The organism is Undibacterium sp. 14-3-2 (assembly GCF_016595265.1).
GTDB classification, from domain to species: Bacteria; Pseudomonadota; Gammaproteobacteria; order Burkholderiales; family Burkholderiaceae_D; genus Undibacterium; species Undibacterium aquatile.
In genome coordinates this window covers 20,555-44,487 of the sequence record NZ_JAENGS010000002.1, presented here as the reverse complement: position 1 = coordinate 44,487, position 23,933 = coordinate 20,555, and the positions used below count along the sequence as shown (strand labels likewise).

Below are 23,933 nucleotides of genomic sequence, written 5' to 3'. Positions count from 1 at the left end.
TAGACACCCCTAGGCGCGTCTAGCCCTATGCCTAGGCACACCTAGGGCTAGGCAAACGCAAAATCATCGGCAGGTATATCTAAAACCGCTAGACCAAAAACAAAAAGGGTGAAATCCTTCACCCTTGGTTTGTTACCAGCGTTACCGCCGTTACTGATTTTTTAAAGCAGACGCTACTCGCTTTGATATTTAAGCACATACGCTTTGACTGATCCGAAGGTTGGAAGCCGGATATTTTGCGATGGTTGGCCGTTTTCAGCAGGGTTCAGGATGCCTGCTTTGATCAACACTTTTTTCACCAGCTTTTCATCTTTGTCTTGGCAGATTTCATTGCGAAAGACTTCAGGCAACACAATAAATTCTCTGATGTTGTCTGACGTGGTTCTGAAGAATCCAGCACGATGCGGAACCCGTTGTTCGTCGGTGACTCGGATATCTTCAAACCGGCTTGCTCCATGGGTTTCAAAGAAGGATCTGACTTGCGCAAGAATCGCACGTTCTTCGCGGTTGCCATTACCGCCGAAATTTTCCAGCCACGATATAAAGCAGGTTTTTGCTGCTGTCGTTGCATCGCCAGTATTCCAGCCCGTCAGGCCACATTCGGTCGCCAGTTCGCCTGCTACGGCAACCAGTGCAAAGCGCCGCGCTACCCGCTCAACTTGACCTGCTGATCCATTGGGAACCACCTGACGTATAAACAAATTGATTCGGTCATTCACATCTCTATGTAGCTGATCGCGGTTGGCGGTGAGTTGTTCTAACCACGCCTGACCAGTAGCACCATAATACTGAGATGTCCTGTCTTTGATTTCTTTGGCAAATTCAGCGGGACTGGAGCGGCCATGCAATGCTTCAAATATCCCCATATCCCGCCCTGCATCGGCTTCGATATCCGCCAGCCGGATTTCTTGCCCCGCTGTTGATTTCTTTCCGGCTCTGGCCATGATTGCGCTTAACGGTTCTTCACCTGAACTCAAAAAAATCAGCCGCCACTTTTGCGCAGGTTTGGCGACACCATTGCGGCTTGCTCTGGTTTTGCCTTGGCCGTTCGCCAACAGGTAAGCCGTATCGCCTGCAACGGTAGGATCAACTTGTCCGATTTCGTCTAAGATCAATAAGCCGTCATTGTGCAGTGCTGCCAGTCCTTCCATGCCATTCAATGTGGAGCGCCACAGACAGATGTACTTGACAGGTTTGCCCCAGACGGATGCTGCCATGGTGAGCGCAGTGGATTTGCCGGAAGATGACATGCCGCGCAAATGGAAGCCGCCAGAATCTTCATTAGCGATTTCTGCCAACGCGCCTGCAAATGCGATGGAAGTCGCAAACATCAGTCTTGAATTCCCTTGCGCTAAAGCGGCAACCGAATTGCGCCATTCTGCGATGCTCCCTGACGTTGAAAACGCTGGCTCAACGGATTGTGTATTCTGGAACACCATGATTTCATCTGATTTGCCAATGGCTCCCGCAGGGGTAATAAAGACATTGCCATGCCATCCTAAGCGCTGGACACATAGCGCTCTGGCTTTGATATTGGCGACTTTAATATAAGCCGATAGCAGTGCCCGTTCGGTTTGATTGGGCGAGATATGCAAACCTCGATTCGCTAATTCCCGCCGCACCTCTGCGCCGTCGCCTTCTAAGTTATCGAGTGGCATCGCCCATTGGTGTATCTGATCGTCGTCATCTTTCCATTCGAGCAGACGTCCCCATTCACTGCTTCTTTCGTCGCGTGTTTTGGCAATCACGTAAAGCGGAGCGCAAATCCAGCGTGGCTTTTGCTCATTACCGTCTTTATCCGTACCAAAAAAGAAAACGCCTTTTGAAGAAACCTCGAATTGTCCGCCACCATATTTAAAGCGACTCACAGCCTCTTGCTGAACTGGCTTAGATACATCTGCAACGCATTCATCATCGATTTGCATAAATCGCTCCTCAGATGGTTTTGAAGGCGCTGGCACGTGCTTCTTCTAGTTTGACGACCAAGGCGCGAATGCTCTGATCGTCAAATCCGGCGATACGCGCCTGAAGGAGTGCTGCCACTTCATTGGAAGGCCAGCCAATGGCACGCAAGCCAAGCTTGACGGGTTTTGTCCACAAACCTTGCTTGATGCGTAGATAGATAGTGGAGCGCGATGCACCGGATTCGGCTTTGACTGCCGGAAGTCTTAGAATAGTTTGAACCATGTTAGTACCCCTTTGGGCGTTGTTGAACATGGAGCCATTACACCTTTTGACGAACAGCGCGAATAGGCGCAGTTAACTGCGTTAACTCGTCATAATTTAGCCTGAAACCCGCACCAGTATTGGGTTTTAGTGGGCGCTGTTAACTATTTTCTTGGGCCGGTTGAGAGGCCATCAGCACGGAGTATCGTCGCCATCACTGATGCGGTTCGATTTGCGACACCGTTCTCCACCAGCCAGTCGACCACTTCTTTATTGGTGGGGGCAGTCGTCGGATCAGCCGCGTCGTAATTCTTCCAAAACCGATTCGCTGCTGCTGCCAGATGTCGCAATAGCTTGGTTTCGTGTTCTCCCCACGGCCATTCTCTGGAAAGGGGGGATAACGCCTGATCCTGCCAAGGAAATAGCTCTGGCAACGGATAGCGCATCGATTTAAGCCATGCACCAAATTTAGCGAGTTCTATTTCGCTTTCTTCTGATCCGTCTTTGCTGTACGCAATCGGTTTTAACAAAGGATTACCAAGATTCACTTTGGCTTGATTCAGTAGATCGTTAAATTGCGCTGGCGTTCGTGCAAATACCTTGTCCAGATTGGGCAATCCGAAATTCGTGAATTGAAACGGATCAAGATTGCAAGCCAAGGCGACTGCTTCCCAAAGTCTTGCTTGTTTTTGCTGTGACCAATACTCCCAGCTTGGCTCTTGAAGAGTGAAGAACGTCGTTTCGTTAGGAATATTGGGAGTCGTCATCTTGTCAGCTCAGGCGGCGTGTTGAGTGAATTTGGGCGGAACTATTTTATTGGCTGCAATTTGGTCGATGTAATCCGCCCAGTCTTGCATCATCTTTTTACGCTCTTCTAAGAAAATGGCGCGGTCGTAGGCGCTGGCGATTTTATCTTTCTGTGCGTGAGCTAATTGTCTGTCCACGACTTCATGCCGATACCCTAATTGCTCTTTGATGGTACTCATCGCTAAGGCTCTAAAGCCGTGGCCGGTCATTTTGTTCTGATAACCCATGCGCCGTAATGCCATCAGAATTGCGCCATTGCTCATGGGCTTTTCATGGTCGCGTTGGTTCGGGAATAAATACACACCACCACCTGTCAGCGTATGCAACTCGCGCAATAGCTCCAAAGCTTGGCGCGACAGGCAAACGTGATGATTGGTTTTATCTGGATTGATGGTTAATTTGCCGCGCTTCATGCGTTGCCAAGGAATGATCCATTCGCCTTTTTCCAGATCGATTTCGCTCCATGGCGTGGTAATTAATTCGCTGGTACGCACAAATAACAGCATCATCAAACGCAAGGCAATGCGGGTCGGTTTAAACAGGCGTGCATCGTTTTGATTCATCGCTGCCAGAAACGCCGGTAATTCATCGGTGGATATCGCCGCAAAATGTCCGGCCTTCACAGGTTTCAGTACATCCTTTAAATCTTGCGCTGGATTGCGGTTTTCTATGCCTTGCTGATTCGCGTAGCTGAAGATACGGGCACAGGTCGCTTTCAATCGGTGGGCGATCTCGACGGCGCCGCGCGATTCAACTTTGCGTAAGGCGGCAATCATTTGCTGGTGGGTAATTGATGCAATCGGCATGGAGCCAATTTGCGGGAAGATATCAATCTCAAGACGACGCAAGGTATCTTTTGCGGTACTGCCGCGCCATGTCGGGATTTTATTGGTATGCCATTCCCGCGCTAACTTCTCAAACGTATTATTTGCGTTCTCAGAACGTGCCGCCTTGTCGTTATCGCGGGCTTCGGCGGGATCAATGCCGCTATTGAGTAGTTTCTTTGCTGCGGTGCGTTTTTCTCGGGCTTCCAGTAAGCTGGTTTCTGGATATTGCCCAAACGTTAAGCGATTTTTCTTGCCGCTGGCTTGCACGAAATTCATGCGCCACGTTCGAGTACCGGACGGCATCACCTCCAGATACATCCCGCCGCCATCCGATAACTTATAAGGTTTGTCTTTAGGTTTCGCGTTGCGAACCTGCACATCCGTGAGAGGAGTCGCTAATTTTGGCATTTTGGAGCCATGGAAGTTAAGTGGTTACTTCATGGCTCCAAGCATGGCTCTAAATGTCTAGGATGTCAATAAACGTTAAAAACGCTAAATAAACAAAAAACCCGCATCAGCACTGGGCTAGAAGCGGGTTTTTGAACATCTTTGAATCTTAAAAAACTAATTCTTGGCGGAGAAGGGGACTGCCTGAAATTTATCCAATCATTTCCAATTTAATTTTATTTATCTATTTAATTCAATAGCTTATATAAAAATATATTCCAAATTCGTCCAATTAAATCTATCTATATCCGGATAAAATGGCATACTGAATGGCATACCAATTTTATTTAATCACATTCATCGACTATGGCTATTCTTACTGATGCAAAAGCTAGAAACATTAAACCTGACTCTGGCATACTGCCACACGGAGGCGTAGTTGGACTCTCATTAGTTCCTTCGAACTCGAAGGGTTTTGGGAAGTGGGTATTGCGATTCGTCAGCCCCATTACCGGAAAGCGTCGCAATGCTGGTTTGGGAAGTTATCCAGATGTTGGCATTGCTCAGGTTGCGAAAGTTGCACTGCAAATGCGTGAGAAAATCGGACAAGGCATTGATCCTTTGGAAGAGAAAGCGAAGGTTCATAACGTACGATTAATCCCGACTTTTCAAGTAGCAGCAGAAATCCTACATAAAGAGTTATCACCTGGCTGGAAAAATGCCAAACACAGCCAACAATGGATTAATACGTTGACCCAATATGCGTTCCCATTCATTGGTACTTTGCCGCTCGATCAGATACAGCCACGGCATATTGCAGATACTTTACGACCTATTTGGCTAGAAAAAACTGAAACAGCGAGTCGCTTAAAACAGCGTGTGCATGCAGTGATGGCTTGGGGTTGGGCGCATGAATACTGCCGTTCGAATCCGGTCGACGTCGTGCATTTGCTATTGCCTCAGCAAATTGGTAAAACGACACGTACTCAGCATCAGCCAGCAATGCCGTGGCAGGATATTCCCGCATTTGTTAGCACAGTGCTACATACTGACGATTGCTATGATGTGACGCGTACCATGCTCGAATTTTTGATTTTAACAGCGGCTCGATCTGGAGAGGTTCGGGGTATGCAGTGGAACGAAGTCGATTTTGAAAATGCGATTTGGACGATTCCAGCAGAGCGGATGAAAGCGCAATTGCAGCATCGTGTACCGTTATCAAATCGTGCTTTGAATATTCTCAAGGTTCAGCAAGGAAGACATGAGCAATTAGTCTTTCCTTCACCGCGTGATCAGAAAGAACTCTCCGATATGGTGTTGACCAGTTTTTTGCGTAGAGTGGAAGCGAAAAGTGATACCGCTAATCGATGTGCGACAGCGCATGGTTTTCGTTCTAGTTTCAGAGATTGGTGCAGTGAACATGGCTACGCTCGTGACTTGGCTGAGCGCGCATTGGCGCATATGGTGCAAAACAAAGTTGAGGCCGCCTATCATCGTACCGACCTGCTAGAACAACGGAGGCCATTAATGGCAGCGTGGGCGGATTTTATGCGCAAGGTAAAATGAATAATTATTTTGGTTACCGCCGTTATTGCCCTTGATGACACTGTTCTACGCAATATCAACTTACCACTACTGACAAGTATGCCGTCACTATGTCACACTTCTCCAATGTGTAAGTTTTAGTGCAATTGACCACTAAATCTAATCACTTTGGATAATAGGCGAACGGTTTGAAGCAGGAAATGTCCTTATATGAACATTCCACAATGCCTAATCTGTGATTAGGAGGTTGATGCCATACTGAATTAAAGGAACATCATGGAGATAAAGCGACTAAAGCTCGATAATTTAGGGCGATTCCGTTCATTGGAAGTTGATTTTGCCCCAACTCAATCGATTAATTCAAATGTAACCGTATTGATTGGCAATAATGGTGCTGGAAAAACGTCGATTCTAAAAGCTTTGGCAACGTCACTTAGTTGGCTTGTTGCTCGTGTACACAGTGATAAAGCAGCAGGTAGTCCCATTCCTGAAGAGGTCATATTGAATGGTAAGCCTTCTGCTGCGATCAGTATCACATTGCATAATAAGATCGATTATCAGTGGACTTTAGCCAAATCTCGTTCAGGTAGAAAGGGGGAACATATATCGCAGTTAAACGATGCATCTAAATTGGCAGATGAATATCGCACTACCTTAACTAACGATGAACATAGTAGCTTACCTTTGGTTGCTTTTTACCCCGTGGAACGAGTCGTGCTGGATATCCCACTGAAAATTAAGGAAAAGCATTCATTTTTGCAGCTGGATGGTTACGATAATTCGTTAAATCAAGGTGTTGATTTTCGTCGTTTTTTCGAATGGTTTCGAGAGCGGGAAGATTCCGAAAATGAGTCTGCCATTCCGAATGAGGTACTCGATCATCTAAAAGAAGTCTTCGAAAAAAATAGCAATGGTGTTGTTTGGAAAGAGTTGCAAAAATTAAATGCATCTGCAAAGGATCGGCAATTGACTGCGGTTCGTAGCGCAATTTCGAATTTTATGCCGGGCTTTAAGGATTTGAAGGTGAGACGCAAGCCTCGATTACATATGTCAATCGATAAGCAAGGTGAAACTCTGAATGTTTTACAGCTATCTCAGGGGGAGAAATCTCTTATGGCCTTGGTTGGGGATATTGCCCGGCGCTTAGCGATGATGAATCCTGCATTAGAGAATCCATTACATGGCGATGGAGTAGTGTTGATAGATGAGGTTGACATGCACTTACATCCGCAATGGGCCCGAAACATTATTGAGCGCTTAACGACAACCTTTCCTAATTGCCAATTTGTACTGACAACACACTCACCGCTGGTAATTAGCGATTGTAAGGATGTGCTGGTCTATGCGCTCGACAACGGCGAAATAACCCAAGTGCCCTCACAATATGGACAGGATGCAAACACCGTGCTACTAGACGTGATGGATACCCATATTCGCAATGCCTCTGTTTCTAAGAGATTGAACGAACTGTTCGATTTGATACAAGGTAAAAAATTTGATTTTGCTCGGAATATGATAGCTCAATTGGAAACAGAATTGCCTCAGCAGAATTTGGAGCTGACGAAAGCTCGATTGTTGTTGCGCAAGGAGGAGTTGCGTAGTGAGAAGAATTAATAAAGGTATCGAACCAGCAAGCCTGAGTGCGTTCAAAAGAAACCATCCTAATGGTAAATATGCGGAATTATCATCAGATGAAAGGCAAGACATACGCCAAGCTTGTACAAGGGAGCAATTTTATCTGTGCGCATATTGCTGCCAGTCGATCACGGGTAAAAAAGACGATACGATGAACGAGCATGTTGAAGCTCAAAGTTTGGCTCCTAATCGTACGCTTGACTTTAGTAATATTATTGCAAGTTGTAAAACACCTAGACAGTGCGATGCTTCTCATAAATCACAACCGCTACCAATTACGCCGCTAATGCCCGAATGTGAAGCAGAGTTACGTTTTAAACTTAGCGGTAGAGTCGAGGGACTAAGTGAAAACGCCAAAGAAGTAATTCGGGTATTGAATTTAGGCGACACTGAAGAAAACAACAAAGCTCTGATTGAAAAACGAAAACAGTTAGTTGCAACTTTGATTTGGTCGAGTTATGGAGATCCAATGCAACTTAAAATTGAAGACGATGTTGCATTGATTCAAATGATAATTGATGATTTGAAACAACCAATTGATGGCAAGCTTGGAGCATTTTCGCCAGTTTTGGTTAATATTTTAAGCAACTGGTGAGAATGAGTTAAAGTTTATATATGTAGTTGTGACTAGGCTTGTCTAAAGAGCGAAGTATGGGGCGACTTTACTAGATATGCCCCATAATTGACGCGAGCCCCATTACCAAATTTTATATAAGTATTTATCTATACTTATCAATTTTGCAAAAATCTACTCCCCCCTTCCCTTTAACTTAGCAATTCGAAGAAATTCCTTGGGCAAACTAGTCTTTGATCATCAGTTCGGCGAACAGATCATCTATCTTTGAGCGTATTTTTGCGGCGAGCTCGTTTTTCACTGAATTTGAAACTTTTGAACTTGTGTTTCCTTTAATGGTAAATTTGTCTATTGAGTAGGTGAATGGAGCACTCATTATTCTCGCAAAATTGCGTGTCTTGTCAAAGCTATATATCAGCGTACACGTCCCGGAATTCTGGGCTATCTCGAATTCGTATTCCACTACTAGCTTCGTAATGAAGAAGTATTCAAAATAGTCCTCTGACGAGAATATTGAGATATCGTTTAGCTTGTCGCCGTCTATCTTAAGATTCCGCATTGTTCCTTCCATCCACTTGATCCCGGGATCGTCAGGTAGCGCTTCTTTGAATTCGTTTCTGCGGATGTTCACGTCGACGATTATTCCAAGACCCTTATTGACACCAAACTCCGCCGCTAACTTTAGCAAGAATAGGATCCTGTTCTTGTTGTCGAACGACTTAAATAATATCTTTCTTGGTTCACTGTTATCACTAACTCCGTCAATCTTGAATTTCTGTGTCAATGACCTCACAAGCTGATCGTTTATTTTTCCCGTTTCCTTCGAGGAGTGTTGAGACAAAATTTTGAGAGTCAGCGAGCCAGCCTTCTGCTCAATCAGGATCTTCGCAAAAAAATTGAGATCTCGCCCCAGTAGATCTTGACTGTAGTCTGTCCTATTAATCGCGTATTCGATAGCTGCGCTGTTGGGGCCGCTAAATGATACTGAAGGGTTAGATGCGAAAGTAACGCCTGGAATTCCGTCTAGATGAACGAGGCCTACGAGCTCTCCGGCTAATGCTTTTACGCTGTTTTGCCAGTTTGCGCTATCGGACGCGAGTTTTATATCCTGTGGTTGTTCTTTAGGACGAGTTTCTCTTGATATAGAGGCTTCGAGCAAAGAAACGAACTCAAATGGGCGGAGAATCGACGTCGAAAGAATTGGAATTGTGTTACTTTTTTCCGTATTAGAGCAAAAAACTCCTTTTCCACGCAATACCGTTGCTACCTCGCCATATGAGATGTGATCGCTCCCAAGCAGTATCCGTAGTTGCTCTCCGTACGGAAGCCAGTTATCAGCATCCACTTTTTCCTTAATTGTTTCAGACATTATTATCCCAATGCGTTTAAATTTGAAAGGTTGAAGCAGAAGGGAACGAACTTCTTTTTCCTGTCGACGAAAGGAAGTTCCGACGCGATCACATCATTGGCATGGTGAGCTGCGTTGTAGTCGGGGAATCCTATACGAATTTCATGGGGCCACGCGCCGGCGAAACCAAGCGCTAGCGAGAGCACTCGCCGGTAGCAGTCCTGTTCGAAAGCTTGGTTGACGTACAGATAGAGTATTTCCTTATCTAATGCCTGCGCCTTGACTGGGATGATGTCTGACACTATCAACTCCAACGGAAGTATGTCGCCGTGTCGCTCGTCTAAGCGGTTTACTAGACCACCAGTTTCGGGGTAGAAAAAATCAAAGTGTTTGATACCGCTTTCGGCCTTAATGTGCGTGATCGCGGTGAGAATGAATTTGTATCTCGCCCCATCCACCAGATATACGCTCTTGTTGCATTTCTCTTCCTGCAACTTTACATTTTTTATGATGGAGAGTATGTCCTTATCAGCTGTTTTCTTTTCAGAACTAGTCCAAATAAGAAGCCCCGAATGCTCCTTGTGCTTTCTACTTTTGTATTTTGATAGCAGATTGAGCAGACTAGAGTCATATTGCGCACAGGAAATTATTTCATTGACTTCTTCTAGATGATTTTTGAAGTTACTCTTCAGGTCGCTTTCCTTTTCTGCGTATCCATTTAAGTTGTTCTTTACGGAAATATGAACGACATCTGTCCTGCTATCGTAAAACGGGTTGTTGTAAATAAATACGAGGTCGTCGCCGTGCGAGCGTTTCTGATTATCCGATGCGGTTTTATGGTTTAGGTCATTGCAATTGATCGAAACGGACTGCAGACTTTGCCCCCAACCTATAAGGTCTAAGAAAGCTTTGGCTAACGTTTCTCCGATTTCGCCTGATCGCTTAGAGTCTTCCCCGCTCATTGATTATCTCCCATGTCGATGGTTATTGTTAGATACCGTCCGTCTTTCGATATTTCTTTTTGGACTGACTGCAGCGCATTCTTTCCGCTTATAAGCAAGTCAATACCAGGGTAGAGTCTGATTTTTCTGAATGCAGATTTTGTCGCGTTCTGTATAGTTTTCTGATTCAATATCGAACTACTATCGAGCCTTAGCCCGGTTGATGAGGAGGTGGCTTCGATAATTTCCTCGGAGCGCGTATCTCCTATGAATCTGCTGTTTATCTTAAATAGCTTTTCTACGGTAGGTTCTTCGGAAGCTAATAATGCATTGAATTCATCTCGGTACTCTGATACCTTGGCAGGCTCCAATATTTCTTGGACGGTTGTCTTTACGATTTTGCCTATGTATTGAGCGGAAGATTTCGCAGTAGCAATAGGTTTTGTTTTCAAGAAGTCGTTAATCCAATAAGCGGTAGTAGCGTTCCCTCGTTCCGCAGCGAGAACGTGGAAACCATCCTCGATGACAAGCGCGGCTTTTTGAATTTCCCTAGGGTCAATACCTTCGTTATCTTGCAGGACTAACAAGCCATTCTCGTTTCTAATTGAAAGATACTTTTCTTTTGATTCAACTTTGAATATGCCTATGGCTCGCGTGACCTTAGTGTCGATTGTTATTCCTGAGAACAGCATTACGAAAAGGTCGCCACCAGCTATGTTGGGATGGGTCGTCTTGCTGTATAGATGCTTTGCTATTTTTTCTGACTCACGGAAAAAGCTTCCCTCGTTTTTGAATATTTCCTTAACATAGACGAGAATTTCGTTCAGGTTAACATCTGATTCATGATAGAAAGAAAAATCTTTAGAATTGCTTTTTATCCCGCCCAAGTAATCCTTAAGAATAATAGCCGAAATACTAGGGGTAATAATTGGCTCCGAATTGGATAAGACGATTCCCTCGTCGCGAATCTTGTTGCCAACATGATGCGCAACGAGCTTGTCCAGCTTAGCGAGACCTATGTCCATCGATTGTTCCAAATCAGATAAATAAAGTAGGGGGGAAGTGGACTCAGAATGAGCGAGTCCGACATATGTGTGCGAAATTTTAAGAGCCTGTAAATAAATTTGTGTAAATGTCCACGGTCTATTAACCTCTCGAGCGAGGAATTACCGATGGACATTTTAATGGATAGAGAAAAACTGAAAGCTTTGGCAAAAGAGCTTGCCAAGGACATCAAGACGGAAGCAGATCTGAATATGCTGTCGAGGGAGCTGGTCAAGCTCACTGTAGAAACCGCCTTAAATGCCGAACTCACTGAACATTTGGGTTACGAGAAGCATTCGGATAGCAAGCCAGGGCGAGGAAATACACGCAATGGCAGTACCGCAAAACGTCTCAAAGGTACGCATGGAGAAGTAGAAATTCTCACGCCACGAGACCGTGACGGTAGCTTCGAGCCGCAGCTCTTGCGCAAAGGACAAACGCGCTTAACGGCGATGGACGATCAAATTCTGACGCTGTACGCCAAGGGACTATCGACCCGCGAAATTGTGCAGACTTTTAAAGAAATGTACGATGCAGACGTCTCGCCTACATTGATTTCCAAGGTCACGGATCGAGTTCTAGAGCAAATCACACAATGGCAATCGCGTCCACTCGATCCCATTTATTCGATCGTCTATTTGGATTGTATCGTCATTAAAATTCGCGACAACATGCGCGTCATCAACAAGGCGATCTACTTGGCGCTTGGCGTGAATATGGAGGGTAAGAAAGAGCTACTCGGTCTGTGGATGTCCGATAATGAGGGAGCGAAGTTCTGGCTATCCGTGCTGACTGAACTAAAAAATCGTGGCGTGCAAGATATTCTAATCGCTTGCGTCGATGGCCTTAAAGGTTTCCCTGAAGCGATTGCCGCCGAATACCCAGAAACCCGCATTCAGCTATGCATCGTCCACATGGTGCGCAACAGCTTGAAGTATGTGTCGTGGAAGGACTACAAGGCTGTTACTGCTGATCTCAAGCGAATTTATCAAGCCACGACTGAGGATCAAGCATTGACTGAATTAGAGCGCTTTGGCCAGCAATGGAGTGAACAATATCCGCAAATTGCCAAATCATGGACGACACACTGGGTCAATCTGCGCACGCTATTTGAGTATCCCCCAGAAATACGCAAAGCGATCTACACGACCAATGCGATTGAGTCACTTAACAGCGTCATCCGTTCGGCAACCAAGCGCAGAAAGCTATTTCCAAGCGATGAATCAGCCATGAAAGTAGTCTATCTTGCCATCTCTCAGGCTGCAAAGAAATGGACCATGCCGATTCACAATTGGCGTATGGCCTTAAATCGTTTTATGATTGAGTTTGGTGATCGCATTCAAAAATACGATCACTGACTTGTTCCGTGGCATTTACACAGAATTTCTTACAGGCTCAATTTTAACAATATTGCAAATTAGCTGAAGATTGTCAATAACACTATGACTCTTAGAAGGTGGCTCAATATTAATGATGATTGCCTTAGGCCGTTACCGTTTAGCGAACAGTCTTACAGGTTAGTCTTTGGCTTTGTCTATGTCGTTATCGGTGCGAAGATCGGCGAATCATTTTATGGCGCATTGTTGAGTAATCTTGAATGTTTGAATTGTTGTTATACCCTCATTCTGACAGCCATATTCGGGTACCAGAATGGCATTCCAAAATTTTTCAAACATATATCACCCATATGTGACCAAGCAAATCCCGCTTAGTGACTCGGTTTTTGTCAGCCGATTTCTTCATCTCAACTAAGAGGTAATTCCCATGAACTATCGTTGTCCCAAATGCGACTCTGCGCGCATTACTGTGAAGCACATGTAAACCTCCCTCAAAATCTCATTTAAGAAAATTCTACTTTTAAATTTGTCTTTTTGGTGGAAGGATTACCTAGTAAATTTCAGGCAACGCCCCCAAACTTATTGCTAGGTTATATCGAGCTATTTTCCATTTCGCCAAAGCAAGGATTCGCTGTTGTTTGGCATCACTTAAGTCACTTTGTGCCTTTAATAATTCAAGGATATTTCCGATGCCAGCTTTATAGCGACCTTTACTCACCTCGAATGATTGTGTAGCACTTTGAATTAGAATTTCGGTCGTTTCTAAGTTACTTAATTCAGCAAGAAAATTTTGATAATTTACCCAAACTTCGTTTGCTACTTTCTGCTCAGCACCTTTAAGTTCATACTGGGCAAATTCTATCTTAGCTTGTGCCGCTCTTGATTTGTATTTACTGCTAAAGCCATCAAAAATAGGGACGCTAATTTGAATTCCTATATTGCGTGTCTTAATTACTTCACCCGCTGATACTTGTACTATAGGTGCGCCACTACGCTCTAACGATGTAAAAAGCGAAATCGTTGGTCGGTTTATCGCAACAGCGGTGTCATACTCAGATCTTGCGGCTAAGATTTGAGCTTTAGCAGTCAAAATTTTTGGATGCATTCGTATCGCATCATCGATTAAAACGTCAATCGATTTCACAATCGAATTTATATTCGGGACTTTATCTTCCAACGCAGGTAAATTAATCACGATATTGGGTTTATATCCCATCGACATTGCAAGGGCACCAATCGAATTTTGCAAATTACTTGATGCTTGCGAGCGTTTCAGAGTCGCCTGCGCTAAAGACGTTTGAGCCTGCAATTTATCAGCCAGTGTACCTACGCCAATTTTATATTTCGCATCTGCCGCACGAAAATTTTCTTCGGCACTATGCTCGGCATCTATTGTTGCAGCTAATAGAGCTTCGTTCGCTTGTGCCTGACAATAATTCTGCATCGCATCTTGAAACACTGTTAGCAGCTCAACATCATGAGATGCAAGTGCGGCATTAAAAAGTTGTTTTGCATTTTCTAAGTTAGATGAACGAAGACCAAAATCGTACAAGACCCAATTTATATTGAGATTCAAATCTGTACTATGGGTAGTAAAACCATAGTCATGTTGCGCATATCCTGGGGAATTTATATATTTACTCGCATCTGCCCAATTGCCAGTAACGCTTGCAGTAGGCAGGTATGCCGCATTCTGCACCCCTATGGCTGCAGCCTGCTGTTTTATCGCGGCCCAAGTTTGTAGGGTTTGAGGATTTTGACAAAGAGAACGTTCGAGTGCATCAATTAACTCCAAGGGTTTCGGTAGTGGTTGTTCAAAGTTACATCCATTTTTGTGCGAAAAAGTTAAACGTGATGAATAGCTCGGAACAGCTTTACTCGTACCAAAAGGGTCATCAAAGAAACTGCCGGCTAAAACACTGCTCCCCCATGCGCTACAAAGAACGCCAACCAGACATGAGTGAGTCGCAATTCTCTGGAGATGTCGTCCGCAGAATAAAATCTTCATGCCGGAGCATCCATAGTAGCCAAATTCTCATCCCCTTTACCCTTGGAAATTGAAATGTGCAATTTCCCATTAATAATTGACATAATCCGATCTGCTGACCTAATCGTTTCTGGTCTATGCGCCACGATCACTCTTGTAATGTTCAGGGATTTTATCGATTTATTGACAATACGTTCCCGCTCAATATCCAAGTGACTTGTGGCCTCGTCAAGAAACAGAATTTTTGGTCTTTTATATAGTGCCCTAGCGAGTAAAATACGCTGCTTTTGACCACCAGATAGAACGGTACCCATATCACCAACTAACGTGTTGTACCCCATCGGCATTCCGACGATATCATCGTGAATTGCGGCTAGCTGAGCACACTGTTCAACCCATTGTTGATCGATAGGCTGCGCAAAGAAGCTAATGTTATCAATAATAGAGCCTGCGAAAAGAACATCATCTTGAAGTACTGTACCAATCATATTTCGTAATGAATTTATCGGTATTCGGTTGATGCTTTTTCCTCCAATGAGAATTTCACCTTTGTTAGGAGCAAGAATGCCAAGCAGGATATTAACAAGGGTAGTTTTTCCACCACCGGATGGACCTACAATTGCAACTGATTCTCCATCATTAATGTCGAAAGAAATATCGTCGATAACATATGGCTCCTGATCTGAATACTTAAATCTTAGATTTTTTACTTGTATCGTTGTGGAAGTCAATTGAATATCGTTTTCAAGCAAATTACCGGAAGTCTGTTCTGGATCCGTCAACACAACATCGGCCAAACGCTCGCCTTGCAATTGCAACATCCTTACTTCAAAAAATTTATCGATTAATGAACTCACTCTTGCATCAAATTGGCCTTTATATGAATTAAAGGCAATTAATGCACCCACCGTGAAATTTCCACTCATGACAAATTTAGCGCCAAACCAAACTATCAATATGTTTTCTAGGCCAAATAAAGCGCCGTTCATAAATTTATAAAACAATCCAAGTTTTTGCGTTCTGAGATTCGCATTAATTTGATTAACGAGTAAGCTAATCCAACTGGATCGACGCTCATCTTGTCGATTAAATAGTTTAATTGTTTTTACGCCACGCATGGATTCCAGAAAATGACTTTGCTGCTTAGCAGAGTGAATAATCTGTTCTGCAGTAGAAGCCCTTAGAGGTGCGTACCATGCAAAACGACTTAGCGCATAGAGAACCATAGCACCAACGGCTATCCAAGCTAAAGTTGGGCTGTAGACGAACATGAGTACCAATGTCACAACTGACATCAAACCATCTAATATGGCCGCAATGAACGAAGTGGTTAAGGTTTGTTGAATAACTCCCACGGTATTGAATCTTGAAACAAGATCACCTAGATGACGTTTTTCAAAATACCCAATGGGTAGTTTTAGTAAATGCGCAAACACATTTGCTTGCCATTGGACATTTAGCGATGTTCCAGCATACATCAAGATCCAACCACGGAATAATTCAACACACTGTTGAATTAACATAAGCAATCCAAATCCAATTGCAAGCGTCGTCAACAAATTTTGATCTGCTGACACTAGAACGTTATCAATGACCCATTGCAAGTAAAACGGATTTACTAAGTTAAAAACTTCCAATACAAGAGAAAGTAAAAAAATTTGACTGAACGATCTAAATAATCCAGTCACTCTACCCATCAATGATCGCAATTTAAGAGGTTTCGTTTCGTTGACTTCTTTGAAATTCGAATTTGGCCACAATTCAAGTGCTACGCCAGTAAACGACTTTGAGACATTCGTTAAAGAAAGTTTGCGATGACCGCAAGCAGGATCAATGATCGAAACAGAGTTGGCGCTTACATCAGTCAGTACAACAAAATGATTAAAATTCCAATGCAAAATACATGGTAATTTCAATTTATCTAAATCATCAATATCAAGCGAAACCGCTCGAGTGGTCAAATTGATACAGTCAGCAATTTTTATCAGAGATTGTAAATTTGCTCCCTTCAATGACAATTGGAATCGACACCTAAGCCCTTGAAGGTCAACATGGTAGCCGTGATAACCTGACACCATACATATACTAGCAAGACCACATTCTGACACTTCAGTTTGCAAGATGACTGGTACTTTTCTTATTAATCCAAATGAAAGCCTGTCTAGCATAATTATATTTTCCCCGTTAAGGTGTATAAGGGATCTAACACCCATTCGTAGAGATAAAGCGTTTCTTGACGTATATCTGCGTCGAGAAGCATTCCAGTTTGTAATTTTTGGTAGCTTCCATAAGCCAAAATTTTCTGTGATTCTAATTTCACTATCACTCGGTACATCGGTTCAGTTGGACTGCTCGTGACGTCCCCATTAGCCATCGTTGTTACAGCATTTAATTCGCTTCCAAGCAAAGCCGTCTTAGAAACAGACTCGACTCTTCCCACGTGATGACCGAATTTTTGATATGGAAATGCTTGGTATCTAATCAAAACTTCATCACCATGCCTTACGAAACCAATCGAACGGCTAGGAGCATAAAGTTCAGCAACAAAAATAGCGTTTGTAGGAACAATACTTGCCATTGGTCGGGTCGTTTCAACTGATTGACCAACTTCTGCAACGATGGCAGTAACAGTTCCAGATTCAGGCGCAGTAATCTGAATGGTTCTTTTAGCTTCGCTTTCGGTAAGCTCTTGATCGGTGCTAGCTAATGCTCTTTCAATTTGCAGGAGATCATTCCTTTGCTTAAAGGTATTTCCTGCAAGATTATCTTGTTCTTCGAGTAAATTACGTTCAACAGTAATTCGATCTCTCTCCAAAGATTGGAGTTTATTTTTCTGATCTAATAACTCCTCTTGCTTTTGCTGCTGTTGCTCTACGGAAATATAATTTAGCTTTAAGAGATCGGTGTAACGATTGAGCGTAGTGTTTGCAAAATCAACTCGATTTTTTTGATCAACGATTAAATCATTCAACTTTGCAAGTTCTTGCTTCAGTCCATTCATTTTATTTAAACGAACCACCATGTCTTGTTTTTGTAAAAGACGTGTACTTAGAATTTCGTCTTGTAAACTTTTTTGACGTTTTGCTACTTGATTGCTGATAGATTTTTGGGTCGCACCTATAGTGCTACTTTCTCGATCAATTGAAACGATATAAAGAATATCTCCTGCAAAAACTGCCTGTCCTTCTTTCACGAATCTCTTAATTACGATTCCTGCTTGAGGAGAATAAAGTTTTATTAATCCAGTGTCTGGTAGTAACTGTCCACTTACCGTGACCTGCTCCCCGAGTTTAGTACGGTAATAATGTAGAGTTTGCCCTGATGGAGGCAAACATGAAGAATCGATTCACGGAAGAGCAAATCATTAGTGTCTTAAAAGAAGCAGAAACCGGTGTGAAAGTGGCAGAGATTTGCCGTAAACACGGAATCAGCGATGCGACTTATTACAACTGGAAGGCGAAATTCGGCGGGATGACGGTCTCAGAAGCGCAGCGGCTCAAGACACTGGAGGCTGAGAATGCCCGGCTAAAGCGGTTATTGGCGGAAACGATGCTCGATAACGCTGCACTCAAGGATGTTGTTGGCCGAAAGTGGTAAGCCCACAAGCCAGACGCGACGCTGTTTCCTATGTCATGGCAACTCACGGATTAGGCGTCACGCGTGCTTGTGGGCTGATCGGTATTTCCAGGTCGTTGTATCGATATGAATCGACTCGCCCGAGAGACGAGGAGTTGTCCAAACGATTGACTGAGCTCGCCGGCCAAAAGCGCCGCTATGGCTATCGACGCCTGCATGTGTTGTTGTGTCGCGAAGGCTGGTTGATTAATCACAAACGTACCTATCGGGTCTATCATGATGCTGGCCTGATGGTACGTAGGCGAAAACGCAAACGAATTGCAGGCGTTGAACGACAGCCGAAAGTAATAGCTCTAGCACCGAATCAAAGTTGGTCAATGGACTTTGTCTCGGACGGATTTATTGACGGGCGTAGGCTACGCTGTTTGAATATCGTTGATGACTTCACAAAACAATGTTTGGCAATAGAAGTAGATACATCGCTACCTGGACGTCGTGTTGTTACTGTTTTAGAACGGCTTGCAGAAAGTCGAGGATTGCCAAGATCGGTGACTGTAGATAACGGGCCTGAATTTATTAGCAAAGTACTTGATGAATGGGCGTACCGGAAGCAGCTTCAATTACGCTTCATCGAACCGGGCAAGCCTCAGCAGAACGCCTACATTGAAAGTTTTAACGGCAAGTTTCGGGATGAATGTTTGAATGAGCATTGGTTCTTATCAATGCGTCACGCAAGAGAAGTCATTGCAGCTTGGCGTCAGGAATATAACGAAGAGCGTCCGCACAGCTCACTTGGTTATCTGACACCAAATCAATTTGCAGATAGTTTTTTAACCGCAGACTCTATGTCAGTTCCGGACTAAATTGGGGAGCAGGTCAACCGTACTATGCTTCGTATAGGTTCCAAAAATCAGAAACAAACAAATGACAGAAGCAACTGCAACAGAAAATGCTACTCCAACTGTAAATGAAATCGGTCGAACTAAAATGACATCACTTAGCCATTTTGTTTGCTGTGCAGAGATTGCTTCTTCTCGAAAAATACCCATACTTCCATCATTCAAGCTATTTAATCTATCCTTGGAATCAGATCCTCTTGAATGATAAGGGATAAATAATTCCGCTCTTTTCAAATTGCTAGTTCCAGTAAGCGCAAAATTCAATTGCGCAATAAATTTTGTCGCACTGGAAATTTGAATAAGCCTAGTAAATAAAAACCTTTTTTCTAAATTACTGGCAATGGCATACGTGGAGAATCTGGAAGTTGCAACTTAAAGCCATCTCTTAAGGGGCCACCAAGAAGAGAAAGTGCCTCGTGTGCAAGCTTGATCAAATGAGTTGTATCACCGCAAATTGCTGTGGTAAGCGCATCATCTAATCGAATATAAAGTTCTACATCAATTTTTCTCAAATTTTTTGAGATAGCTTTCCCCGAACAAATACCAGCCCCTCCAGCAATTAAAAAAATACGAACAATTACTCGATATAGCTCAATAGCTAAAATTTTTTTATCTTCTGAAGTCATGTTTCTGTCAATATCTCTGAGGAAGTTCGTAACTGAAACTCTGTAACTTGGAGCACTCTTAGAAAGATATCCAGCGTTTCTAATTCGCTCTGCAACAACCCTTAATTGCGCAGAGATACTATTTTCAGATGGAAATACAACGCCTTCTCCAACAGCATCTAATAGCGCGAATTCACCACTAATTCTTGCGTTGTGAAGGGCGCCATTCAATGTCTCAACATCAAACAGCAAAACGTCTACATGATGCCCCATGAACAATCGTTTTTCATGAATTGGCTGAATCGCGGCGTCATATACGATGAGCAAATCTATGTCTGAGTCACTACACTGCTCTTGTCTAGTATGGGAACCAAAAATAAAGAAAAACGAACTATCACCATAAAATTGTGTGACAAACTCTTTGCTAACCGCAATTATTTCTGAGTTAATTTTGCATTCCATACGTTTTCCAATAATTCATAAATAATGAGTTTAAATAAAGCTCTTAAATCGCAGATTTGTATTTTCCACGTAACGATATAAATAAAATTATTTCTTGCCCGTAGCTCCAGGCATTTCCTCAACTATTTTTTAATCGGTAAATTTCACACTTGAGTAATATTGTGTACATTATTACCATCTTTGTTTCCTGCACTTTTAGTAGTTATAATCAGGTAACCGATAAACAAAGTTGCCGTTACAAGTTTGAGGTAATTTGAATATTTTTCTCCCAAAAGAGTATTTGAAACAAATCCAACAAAATGTGTATATCCAAGGAATCCTCCAAAGAAAATTGTTAAGAAAAAATCATATGAGAAATGCATCGCCATTACTACCAAGAGAGATCGAGTTCTCCTGTAGAGAGCTACGAGTAAAAGCGATGTAACCGACAACATTATCTGTCTTGAAAGAGACATGTGAGGCTGAGAGTAATGCAGCACAACAAAAAAGATAAGTTGAATGACAACAGATATCGCAACGCCCAAAACTCGTGACAATCTATCAAAAAGTAAAAACCTACAAACTAGCTCTTCTTCGAGTGCAGCCGCAATAGAAAGTAAAGTAATTGAAATAATATTTACAATGGAAGGTAAGACTAAGGACAAGTTAGCACCAAAATATAAATGCAAACCAGCAGTAGGGATAATCAAGCATAGAGGGAATCCAATTGCCAACAAGACACCAAAGCGGAATTCTCTTCTTTCTTTTACGTACAATTCCCCGCGAAGTTTTCGAGGAAATAAAATGAGTATTGCTAGAAACGAAAAACATGCGTGTAAAAAATATTGAGCAATTTGATCAAATAGACTATTTTTAAACAATAACTCTATAATGTAGTTTGTGATTTTATAGTTAACAAAACCACAAAAATAGATTGCCAATGCTATTCGAATAAAAATCCATAGTTTTACTTTAGATGTTTCGATCTTTACTGCCGAAAAATATGCATCTTGCTTTTTTATTTCTGAATTTAGCATCAACTTACCCTGAGGCACCTATCATATAAACGAAACTGTGCAGAGAACTCTATAATTAAAAATCCATTAACCGACGATTTAAGCGAAATCAGCGGAGCACTTTCCAGTTTTTAAAGAGACTTTAAGTAGTCTTTTAAGATCCACAATTTGATACATTAACCTTATTGTGGATCTTGGTAAATTTTCAAGTTATGTGCATAATTTGAAAAACTTAATCGTCACTTACATCAGTGATCTAGCGCAAAATAAATGCAATAAAGCCACTGCCCCTGGCTACACCTATACGAAATCTCCGCCTCTGGATCATTCCATTGACCCCAGCTGTTTTGACCAGGTAAACGTGTGGCAGCTGCATCAGCACCGCTAACATTTTTAATTTGATTGAAACTCAATTCACTAATAGCCATAAAATTTCCTTTTTAATACGTTAACACACCCAACTTGTTTTAATGCGCAAGGCTGCTAGTACGTCCGTATTGTTAAAAAGTAGCTTTGCCAGGAAATTGTAAAATGATCTTCACAATTTATCAACTGAATTAAAAGTCAATTGTTTTTTAACATCACTAACAATTAGTATTTCTTTATATAGAAACAAATGATAGTGCCGACTCACCCACATAATCTTGCAAAATTTCTGCAGCAGAAAATAAAAAATGCTTATTCAGAAATACGTAATAGCAGCTATTTATGCCAACTTTATACTCTGGGAAGTAATTAAGTAAAAATTTAAATAATAGGCCACAATCTGATTTTTGCTCTATTAGCACTAATCTACCCCCCTTCGATTGGAAAACTTAATATATTGACGCGCGCCGAATATTGACAGAAAGAATTTTTGTCCTACAGATCTTTGAATTGAGCGAGACCTGCCCGGCTGGCCTTGCTAATAGACGTCTTTCGTCTAGGACGAGCTCTTGTCGTGCTGTATCACTCTGACCAATTATCTAATTCAACCGATCGTCGCAACATTAGATTGCCGTTAAGGCATCTCCAGCACACTTTCAACGTACAGGCTGGTCAGCATACTGCCGAAGCGCGACACCACATCACCAAGGTGACGCTTCTCAAAAAAAGAAACAGGTAAATGCGTGAGATGGGCAAATACACGCGCACTCCATTGCAAGCTGATATCCATACTCCAGCACATCAGAAACCACGAGCGCGCCAAGCTGATCACTGTCTGAGTGATCATTAGTAAGACAAAGCCAAATACCAGCACCGTCAGCAACTCTTTATCGCCACTGACGATGACTTCGTCGATGACGAATTGATTAAACAAGGGTGAGCAGATTGCAAAAACTTCCAGCGCCAGCAACATGACTTGCACAATTGCAGGGCGCAGGCCGACGATGTGACCCGTCAGATCGCGAATCGCAATCCGTTTGCGCTCGTCTTTAGCGGCGAATGCCGTACTGGGAAATAATCCCAGGGCAACGTCAGTAAAATGCTCTGATGCTTCGTCTAGCGAGACCCGTCGCTCACCCACTGCAGGATCAAGCAATATGAGTGCAAGCTTGCCTTGCCAGTTTTTGGCTACTTTTTTTAAGACAACGAAGTGATTCAGATTCCAGTGCAAAATTCACGGCAATTGCAATTCAGGCAACTCATCCAATTCCAAGCGCAAAAGACGGGTTGAAAAATGCAATGCCGACGCATGGCGCATCAACTGCGCCAGCGTCGCCCCTTTGAGGCTGATCGCAAACTGGCGGCGCAAATCCGTGAGATCAGTATGGTACCCATAATGCGAAGCGATCATCGCCAGACAAGCGAGACCGCATTCGCTGGATTCGGTTTGGAGGACGGGGGACATTTTATCGATTATATAAAGATGATTATTTTTCCCATTCGCCTATCAAATGAATTCCGTAAGTTTTTTCTAAATTTTCAACTTCTTTAAAATTCGCAGGAAAATAATATTCTTGAATTCCGGATACATTGAAAGCCATGAGTTCGGCTTTTGACGGAAACCAATAAGCGTTTTCTATTCGTCCTTTCCAGTGGTACGAAATAACTGTTGCCTTTTCATATTTTGAATATAGGTTTAAATCATTTTCTTCATTACCCGTTAATTCGTATTCTTCTACCTGCCCTTGCTCAGTTTTAACCGACATGATGATAGACGGCGGCGCAAAAGATGTTTTACTCGCCATTTCACGATAGATAGTTGGAGATATTCTTGCTTTCGCGAATAGTGATTTCGCTGACTTTTCCCCTATAAGAAAAGGATTTTTTTCTGGATCTCCATGAGAAATTCGCAACTCCGTTCGGACAAGGTCAAATTGTGACGTAATGTCCGCATGAAATCCTAGTGCGGCATTGGATAAGAGAGCCTTCTGTTTCGCCGGAAGAAAAATCCAATTTGCGCATGCGGAAAAGCAATAATCACTCACGATAACCTTGATATTGTGCTCAAATATAATCAATCCAATTTCAGCTGCAGCATGCACTTCACCGCCACTTGATGTAACGATAAACTCTTTTATATTTTGTAAATCTTCCTTTTTTAATGTATTTAAACTTTGCTCGGTTATCATTCCAAAAGCAATTAAGGTGCTATCGTTTTTCTTCCAAAACTTCATGTCCAAATTCTGAGCTTGAACATTGGAAAGAAAGAAACTCAAGACAAATAACAATAATTTATGCAGTGTTTTCATTTGCAAATTTCATAAATTGATTTCGATAATGACTAAATAGCATTGAATCTATCATTTGTTGTTTGTAGCGTTTTCTCAATAGGAGTGTGGTTGGGATCATGGACATTTGGCTCACTTCCTACA

Annotated in this window: 21 protein-coding genes and 1 pseudogene; 5 read left to right on the top strand and 17 right to left on the bottom strand. The window is 42.8% G+C overall.

Annotated features, from left to right (window positions below; genetic code table 11):
- Positions 1-173 precede the first annotated feature (173 nt).
- The 4 genes from Undi14_RS04735 to Undi14_RS04720 form a co-directional block, all read right to left on the bottom strand.
- The gene (locus Undi14_RS04735; protein ID WP_200178329.1) at positions 174-1,925 is read right to left on the bottom strand and encodes a DUF927 domain-containing protein; all 1,752 of its coding nucleotides are present in this window, start codon (positions 1,923-1,925) and stop codon (positions 174-176) included.
- 10 nt (positions 1,926-1,935) lie between these two features.
- The gene (locus tag Undi14_RS04730) at positions 1,936-2,187 is read right to left on the bottom strand and encodes an AlpA family transcriptional regulator (protein ID WP_200178327.1); all 252 of its coding nucleotides are present in this window, start codon (positions 2,185-2,187) and stop codon (positions 1,936-1,938) included.
- A 143-nt stretch (positions 2,188-2,330) separates the two neighbouring features.
- Positions 2,331-2,933: a hypothetical protein gene (locus Undi14_RS04725; RefSeq protein WP_200178323.1), complete on the bottom strand. Its 603-nt coding sequence runs from the start codon at positions 2,931-2,933 to the stop codon at positions 2,331-2,333.
- Positions 2,934-2,942: 9 nt separating this feature from the next.
- On the bottom strand, positions 2,943-4,208 hold the full coding sequence (locus tag Undi14_RS04720; protein ID WP_200178321.1) for an integrase arm-type DNA-binding domain-containing protein: 1,266 nt from the start codon (positions 4,206-4,208) through the stop codon (positions 2,943-2,945).
- Between the two features lie 345 nt (positions 4,209-4,553).
- Here Undi14_RS04720 and Undi14_RS04715 point away from each other — a divergent pair, with 345 nt between their 5' ends.
- The 3 genes from Undi14_RS04715 to Undi14_RS04705 all read left to right on the top strand — a co-directional run bounded on the left by Undi14_RS04715 (position 4,554) and on the right by Undi14_RS04705 (position 7,962).
- Positions 4,554-5,753, top strand: a complete 1,200-nt coding sequence (locus Undi14_RS04715; RefSeq protein WP_200178319.1) for a site-specific integrase — start codon at positions 4,554-4,556, stop codon at positions 5,751-5,753.
- A 255-nt stretch (positions 5,754-6,008) separates the two neighbouring features.
- Entirely contained in the window at positions 6,009-7,346 is a 1,338-nt protein-coding gene (locus Undi14_RS04710; RefSeq protein ID WP_200178316.1) for an AAA family ATPase, read from the top strand.
- Positions 7,333-7,962: a retron system putative HNH endonuclease gene (locus Undi14_RS04705; RefSeq protein WP_200178314.1), complete on the top strand. Its 630-nt coding sequence runs from the start codon at positions 7,333-7,335 to the stop codon at positions 7,960-7,962. Before Undi14_RS04710 ends, Undi14_RS04705 begins: the two co-directional genes overlap by 14 nt.
- Positions 7,963-8,167: 205 nt before the next feature.
- On the opposite strand, the gene Undi14_RS04700 is transcribed toward Undi14_RS04705, so the two are convergent.
- From Undi14_RS04700 to Undi14_RS04690, 3 genes are read right to left on the bottom strand one after another with little or no spacing between them, the layout of a single operon-like run.
- Entirely contained in the window at positions 8,168-9,310 is a 1,143-nt protein-coding gene (locus Undi14_RS04700) for a hypothetical protein (RefSeq protein ID WP_200178313.1), read from the bottom strand.
- Between the two features lie 2 nt (positions 9,311-9,312).
- Positions 9,313-10,251, bottom strand: a complete 939-nt coding sequence (locus tag Undi14_RS04695; protein WP_200178312.1) for a hypothetical protein — start codon at positions 10,249-10,251, stop codon at positions 9,313-9,315.
- Positions 10,248-11,255, bottom strand: a complete 1,008-nt coding sequence (locus Undi14_RS04690) for a nucleoid-associated protein (protein ID WP_200178310.1) — start codon at positions 11,253-11,255, stop codon at positions 10,248-10,250. The genes Undi14_RS04695 and Undi14_RS04690 overlap by 4 nt, the downstream gene beginning before the upstream one ends.
- A gap of 159 nt (positions 11,256-11,414) precedes the next feature.
- Here Undi14_RS04690 and Undi14_RS04685 point away from each other — a divergent pair, with 159 nt between their 5' ends.
- Positions 11,415-12,632 carry an IS256 family transposase gene (locus Undi14_RS04685; RefSeq protein ID WP_200179190.1) on the top strand — a complete coding sequence of 406 codons (1,218 nt, stop codon included), beginning with the start codon at positions 11,415-11,417 and terminating at the stop codon, positions 12,630-12,632.
- 529 nt (positions 12,633-13,161) lie between these two features.
- On the opposite strand, the gene Undi14_RS04680 is transcribed toward Undi14_RS04685, so the two are convergent.
- Genes Undi14_RS04680 through Undi14_RS04670 form a run of 3 tightly spaced genes read right to left on the bottom strand, consistent with a single transcriptional unit; the run spans position 13,162 to position 17,791 of the window.
- Entirely contained in the window at positions 13,162-14,619 is a 1,458-nt protein-coding gene (locus Undi14_RS04680) for a TolC family protein (protein WP_200178304.1), read from the bottom strand.
- Positions 14,616-16,772 (bottom strand): peptidase domain-containing ABC transporter, encoded by a 2,157-nt coding sequence (locus tag Undi14_RS04675; protein ID WP_200179195.1) that lies wholly within the window; start codon positions 16,770-16,772, stop codon positions 14,616-14,618. The genes Undi14_RS04680 and Undi14_RS04675 overlap by 4 nt, the downstream gene beginning before the upstream one ends.
- On the bottom strand, positions 16,769-17,791 hold the full coding sequence (locus Undi14_RS04670; protein ID WP_370589888.1) for an HlyD family secretion protein: 1,023 nt from the start codon (positions 17,789-17,791) through the stop codon (positions 16,769-16,771). The genes Undi14_RS04675 and Undi14_RS04670 overlap by 4 nt, the downstream gene beginning before the upstream one ends.
- Positions 17,792-17,931: 140 nt before the next feature.
- Here Undi14_RS04670 and Undi14_RS04665 point away from each other — a divergent pair.
- Positions 17,932-19,037, top strand: a protein-coding gene (locus Undi14_RS04665; protein ID WP_200178303.1) for an IS3 family transposase whose coding sequence is annotated in 2 segments (ribosomal slippage) — positions 17,932-18,190 and positions 18,190-19,037 — 1,107 coding nt in all. Because the reading frame shifts where the segments join, the coding sequence is not laid out codon by codon here.
- Here the strand turns inward: Undi14_RS04665 and Undi14_RS04660 are convergent.
- From Undi14_RS04660 to Undi14_RS04630, 7 genes and pseudogenes are all read right to left on the bottom strand, one after another.
- Positions 19,023-19,307: a hypothetical protein gene (locus Undi14_RS04660; protein ID WP_200178302.1), complete on the bottom strand. Its 285-nt coding sequence runs from the start codon at positions 19,305-19,307 to the stop codon at positions 19,023-19,025. The two genes, Undi14_RS04665 and Undi14_RS04660, sit on opposite strands and share 15 nt — an antisense overlap.
- 92 nt (positions 19,308-19,399) lie before the next feature.
- A complete protein-coding gene (locus Undi14_RS04655) occupies positions 19,400-20,140 on the bottom strand; it encodes a nucleotidyltransferase domain-containing protein (protein ID WP_200178301.1) in 741 nt (246 codons plus the stop codon).
- Between the two features lie 143 nt (positions 20,141-20,283).
- Positions 20,284-21,156, bottom strand: coding sequence for a CPBP family intramembrane glutamic endopeptidase (locus Undi14_RS04650; RefSeq protein WP_200178300.1), 873 nt, complete (start codon positions 21,154-21,156; stop codon positions 20,284-20,286).
- 227 nt (positions 21,157-21,383) lie between these two features.
- On the bottom strand, positions 21,384-21,563 hold the full coding sequence (locus Undi14_RS04645) for a hypothetical protein (RefSeq protein ID WP_200178299.1): 180 nt from the start codon (positions 21,561-21,563) through the stop codon (positions 21,384-21,386).
- A gap of 572 nt (positions 21,564-22,135) precedes the next feature.
- Entirely contained in the window at positions 22,136-22,474 is a 339-nt protein-coding gene (locus Undi14_RS18155) for an ABC transporter transmembrane domain-containing protein (protein ID WP_234030470.1), read from the bottom strand.
- Between the two features lie 108 nt (positions 22,475-22,582).
- Positions 22,583-22,966: pseudogene (locus Undi14_RS18150) on the bottom strand (cysteine peptidase family C39 domain-containing protein); the annotation flags it as partial.
- A gap of 22 nt (positions 22,967-22,988) precedes the next feature.
- On the bottom strand, positions 22,989-23,810 hold the full coding sequence (locus Undi14_RS04630) for a hypothetical protein (RefSeq protein ID WP_200178296.1): 822 nt from the start codon (positions 23,808-23,810) through the stop codon (positions 22,989-22,991).
- Positions 23,811-23,933: the final 123 nt, after the last annotated feature.